General features: G+C 69.7%; 4 protein-coding genes and 1 pseudogene. 4 read left to right on the forward strand and 1 reads right to left on the reverse strand.

Going from position 1 to position 4690, the window contains the following annotated elements; genetic code table 11:
- A partial coding sequence (locus tag AB0J09_RS56715) for an alkyl sulfatase dimerization domain-containing protein (RefSeq protein WP_360711016.1) occupies positions 1–1734 on the reverse strand: 1734 nt, incomplete at its 3' end.
- A gap of 133 nt (positions 1735–1867) precedes the next feature.
- Here AB0J09_RS56715 and AB0J09_RS56720 point away from each other — a divergent pair.
- The 4 genes and pseudogenes from AB0J09_RS56720 to AB0J09_RS56735 form a co-directional block, all read left to right on the forward strand.
- Complete coding sequence (locus AB0J09_RS56720) at positions 1868–2494, forward strand: HAD family phosphatase (protein WP_360711019.1); 627 nt, start codon at positions 1868–1870, stop codon at positions 2492–2494.
- Positions 2495–2547: 53 nt separating this feature from the next.
- Entirely contained in the window at positions 2548–3486 is a 939-nt protein-coding gene (locus AB0J09_RS56725; protein ID WP_360711022.1) for a ribose-phosphate pyrophosphokinase, read from the forward strand.
- Positions 3487–3534: 48 nt separating this feature from the next.
- Positions 3535–4263 carry a nucleotidyltransferase domain-containing protein gene (locus AB0J09_RS56730; RefSeq protein WP_360711025.1) on the forward strand — a complete coding sequence of 243 codons (729 nt, stop codon included), beginning with the start codon at positions 3535–3537 and terminating at the stop codon, positions 4261–4263.
- 59 nt (positions 4264–4322) lie between these two features.
- Positions 4323–4690 (forward strand): annotated as a pseudogene (locus AB0J09_RS56735) (hypothetical protein); the annotation flags it as partial.

Genomic DNA, 4690 nt, shown 5'->3' on the forward strand with positions numbered 1-4690 from the left:
CCCCGTGTCCCCCTCGCGCTCCACGCCACCGACGCCCTTGCCCGACAGCAGCCCCACGAGCTGCTCCTTCGTCAGCCGGAGCGTCAGGTCCGCGGTCTCGTCCGCCGGCTCCCGCTGATGGATGAGCGCGCCGTTGGACAGCGTCGTACGGTGCCGCTCCCCCAGGTCGGTCAGATGCCAGTCGATCGACAGCCGCTCGTTCCAGGCGCGCGGCCCGTTCACGCGGATGGCGAGCGAGTCGAAGATCTGCTCCACGGTCAGCGCGGTGAGCAGGTCGGGCGAGGTGGTGTCCACAATGGCCGGCACGATGCCCTCGGACAACTCGAGGGCGCCCGTGAGATAGAAGTTGCGCCACGTGGCGTTCTCGGCGCCGTGGCCGAGCCGGGTGTAGACCTCGGCGAGCAGGTCGCGCGCCTCCTTGTTACCCTCGTCGGCGAAAACGGCGTGGTTGAGCAGCTGGGCGGCGAAGCGCAGGTCGTTCTCATGGATGTAGCGCCTGGCGAACGCGACCACGGCCGAGCCGCCGCCGAGGCATTCGACGTACCGGAGCGCGCTCTCCCGCGGTGGGTGTTCCCACAGGTGCGCCGGGTTCCCGTCGAACCACCCCAGGTAGCGCTGGTAGACGGCCTTGACGTTGTGGCTGACCGAGCCGTAGTAGCCGCGCGCGTGCCAGGCCTGTTCCAGCTCGGGCGGCAGGTGCAGGACCTCGGCGATCTCGGGCCCGGTCAGGCCCTTGTTGAGCAGTCGCAGCGTCTGGTCGTGCAGGTAGGCGTACATGTCCCGCTGCTGCTCGAGGAACCGTACGATCCCGTCGCGGCCCCAGGTGGGCCAGTGGTGCGAGGCGAAGGCGACGTCGGCCCGGTCGGCGAACAGCGAGATGGCCTCGTTCAGGTAGCGCGCCCAGACGCGGGCGTCGCGGACCCCGGCGCCGCGCAGGGTGAGGATGTTGTGCTGGTTGTGGGTGGCGTTCTCGGCCAGGCACAGGGCGCGGCGGTCGGGAAGGAGGAAGGTCATCTCGGCGGGGGCCTCGGCGCCCGGCGTGAGCTGGAAGACCATCCGGATCCCGTCGACGGTCTCCTCCTGTCCGGTACGGGTGACGTCCAGCGTGGGCGGGATGAGCGACACGGTGCCCGTCGAGGTGGTCGTGCCGAGGCCGCAGCCGATCTGGCCCTCGGGCGAGCGGGACAGGGCCATGCCGTACATGTAGACGGCCCGGCGGGTCATGGCGGGGCCCGCGTAGACGTTCTCCGCCACCGCGTGCTCCATGAATCCGGCCGGGGCCAGGATCGGCACGTCCCCCTGGGTGACGCCGCATACGCCGCCGAAGTGGTCCACGTGCGAGTGCGTGTAGACCACGCCGGTGACCGGGCGGGGGCCGCGGTGATCGCGGTACAGCTTCAGCGCGGCCGCGGCGCATTCGGTGGAGATCAGTGGGTCGATCACGAGGACGCCGCGCTCGCCCTCGACCAGGGTCATGTTCGACAGGTCCAGGCCGCGCACCTGGTAAACCCCCTCGGCGACCTCGTACAGACCCTGCCTGGCACACAGCTGGCCCTGCCGCCAGAGGCTGGGATGGGCCGTTTCCGGGCACTCCCCCCGCAGGAAGTCGTAGGAGTCGTTGTCCCAGATGACCCTGCCATCCGCCGCCTTGACCACTGCGGGGCTGAGCTTCCCGATGAAGCCGCGGTCCGCGTCCACGAAGTCGCCCTTGTCGTGAAATGGAAGGTCTGCCATGCCAAGGCGAGTGCCCGAGAATCGGCCCGGATAGGCCCAATGAACGCCCCTAATAGCATGAATCTAGGGCAATAAGGACATTGCGGCCTGAGGTCGGGCGGCCATGTGATTGGCTTGCCGGGTGGAAGCGTGCGTGTTCGACCTTGATGGTGTGCTGGTGGATTCCGAGCCGGTGTGGGAGGAGGTACGGCGAGCCTTCGTCGCCGACCATGGCGGCACGTGGCAGCCGGACACGCAGTCCAGGCTCATGGGCATGAGCACCGCGGAGTGGGCCGCGTACCTGCACTCGCTCGGAGTGTCACTGCCCCCTGACGAGATCGCGCGGGGGGTGGTGGACCAGATGGCCGCCCGCTACCGCGACGAGGTGCCGCTGATGCCGGGGGCGGTGAAGGCGGTGCGGCGGCTGTACGAGACGGTCACGCTGGGCCTGGCCAGCTCGTCCCCGCGTACGCTGATCGACGTGGTCCTGGACGCGGCCGAGCTGAAGGAGTGCTTCGCGGCCACCGTCTCGACCGAGGAGGTCGCGCGCGGCAAGCCCGCGCCCGACGGATACCTGGAGGCGGCCCGGCGGCTCGGGGTCGATCCCCGGGGGTGCGTGGCGGTCGAGGACTCGAGCAACGGGCTGCGCTCGGCGCACGCGGCGGGTATGCGGGTGATCGCCGTGCCCCATCCGCACTACCCGCCCGCGCCGGACGCGCTGGCCCTGGCGTGGCGCGTCCTGCCCGACCTCGACGCGCTGACCCCCGAGCTGCTCACCTGAACCCGGGGTCGCTTTCGTGGACCCCCAGGCCAGGTGGCTATGCTTACGGAATCGTGCGAGACATCACGGTTTTCAGTGGCAGCGCCCATCCCGAGCTGGCCGAAGAGATCTGCCAACACCTGGGCACGCCACTCCACCCGGTGAGGATTGAGCGCTTCGCCAATGACGTGCTCGAGGTGCAACTCCAGGCCAACTGCCGCGAGCGCGACGTGTTCCTCATCCAGCCGCTCGTGCCGCCCGTGCAAGAGCATCTGGTCGAGCTGCTGCTGATGCTCGACGCGGCCCGCGGCGCGTCGGCCGCGAGGACCACCGTGGTTCTGCCTCACTATGCGTTCGCACGATCGGACAAAAAGGACGCCCCGCGCATCTCGATCGGCGCGCGGCTGGTCGCCGACCTGATGGTCACCGCGGGCGCCAATCGAGTGCTGGCGATGACGCTGCACTCACCGCAGGTGCACGGCTTCTTCAGCGTCCCCGTCGACCACCTGCACGCGCTGCGCGAGCTGGCCGCGCACTTCCGCCAGTACGACCTGTCGAACACGGTCGTCGTCTCCCCCGACCTCGGCAACGCCAAGGAGGCCGCCCACTTCGCCCGCCTGCTCGGCACCGGGGTCGCGATGGGCGCCAAGCAGCGCTTCAGCGACGACCGGGTGGTGATCAGCTCGGTGATCGGCGACGTCGCCGGCAAGGATGTGATCATCCTGGACGACGAGATCGCCAAGGGCAGCACGGTCATCGAGCTGCTCGACCGCCTGCGCGAGCGCGGCGCGCGTTCTGTGCGGGTGGCGTGCACGCACGGACTGTTCGCGAGCGGGGCGGTCGAACGGCTGAGCGCGCTGCCCGAGGTCGCGGAGATCGTCTCCACCAACACCGTGCCGCCGCCCAAGCCCAGCGACAAGCTCACCGTGCTGTCGATCGCGCCCGCGCTGGCCGAGGCGATGCGCCGCATTCACGACGGCGAGTCGGTGAGCGCGCTGTTCGACGCATCTTGATGACCTGACCGGTGGCACCTATGCCGCGAATCGATCATAGTTGCCAATATGCACGCAGCGACCGAACGACTGCTGAGCGACTTTCTCCAGGGCATCGAACCGACTGTTCCCCTGGTCGCACTTTGGGCGCACGGCTCGCTGGCGGCCGGCGACTACCAGCCCGGGCGCAGCGACCTGGACCTGATCGCGGTCGTCGACACGCCGGTGACGATGGAGCAGTGGCGCCGCATCAAGGCCGTCCACCGGGCGCTCGACCAGCCCCTGGCGGCCCAGTTGCACTGCTCCTACATGGCCAGGGAAGAGCTGGCCGACCTCTCCACCGAGCATGTGACCTGGGCTCACGAGCAGATCTTCCGCCGCCCGGTCACCGCGATCACCCGCCGCGAGCTGCACGACGGGGCCCTCCGGCTCTACGGCCCTCCACCCGCCGGCCTGCTGCCTCCCGTGTCGGATGACGAGGTGGCCGAGTACGTACGGGCCGACTTACGTGACTACTGGCTCATCAAGACGCGCGGGCGGCGGCGCTGGCTGCGCGACATCTGGGTGGACCTGGGCATGCTCACGGTCGCCAGGGCCACGGTCACGCTGCGGGAGGGGCGGCTGATCAGCAAGCGGGAGGCCCTGGACGTGCTCGCCGAGCTGGGGGCGCCGGAGAAGGTGCTGGCCGATGTGCGAGCCCGGAGGTACGGGACGGCGGCGCCGGTGCTGAGCCGCTTCAGGAGAGGCCGGCTGGCCCGCGCGTTCATCAGATCGGCGATCAGGAAGGCACTGACCTGACCGAGCGAACGGATAGTGTGGGCGCGAGTTACCGCCTGAAATCAGGAGAAGGGCAGCAAATGGGGGAAATCAGGCAGTCCTATCTGGTGGCCGCGGAATCGGCGGTGTCGCTGCTGCGCACTCCCGCGGTGGCGGCGGCCTGGGACAAGCCGAGCGCGCTCACCGAGTTCAGCGTCGCAGGGCTGGCCGGGCATCTGGCCCACCAGCTCGTCAGGGTCCGTGACGTGCTCGTGCCGAACGGGCAGGTCCAGGAGCCGATCGAGCTCCTGGAGCACTATTCGAGGTCGCCATGGGTGCAGGCGGGGCTCGACCACGAGAGCAACGTGAGCGTCAGGCGCGGCGGGCAGGCGGCCGCGGCGGACGGGCCCGGAGCGCTGGTGGAAAGGACGCAGGCGCTGCTCGACCTGCTGACCGCCGCCCTGCCGAC

The organism is Nonomuraea sp. NPDC049784 (genome assembly GCF_040659615.1).
Taxonomy (GTDB): domain Bacteria; phylum Actinomycetota; class Actinomycetes; order Streptosporangiales; family Streptosporangiaceae; genus Nonomuraea.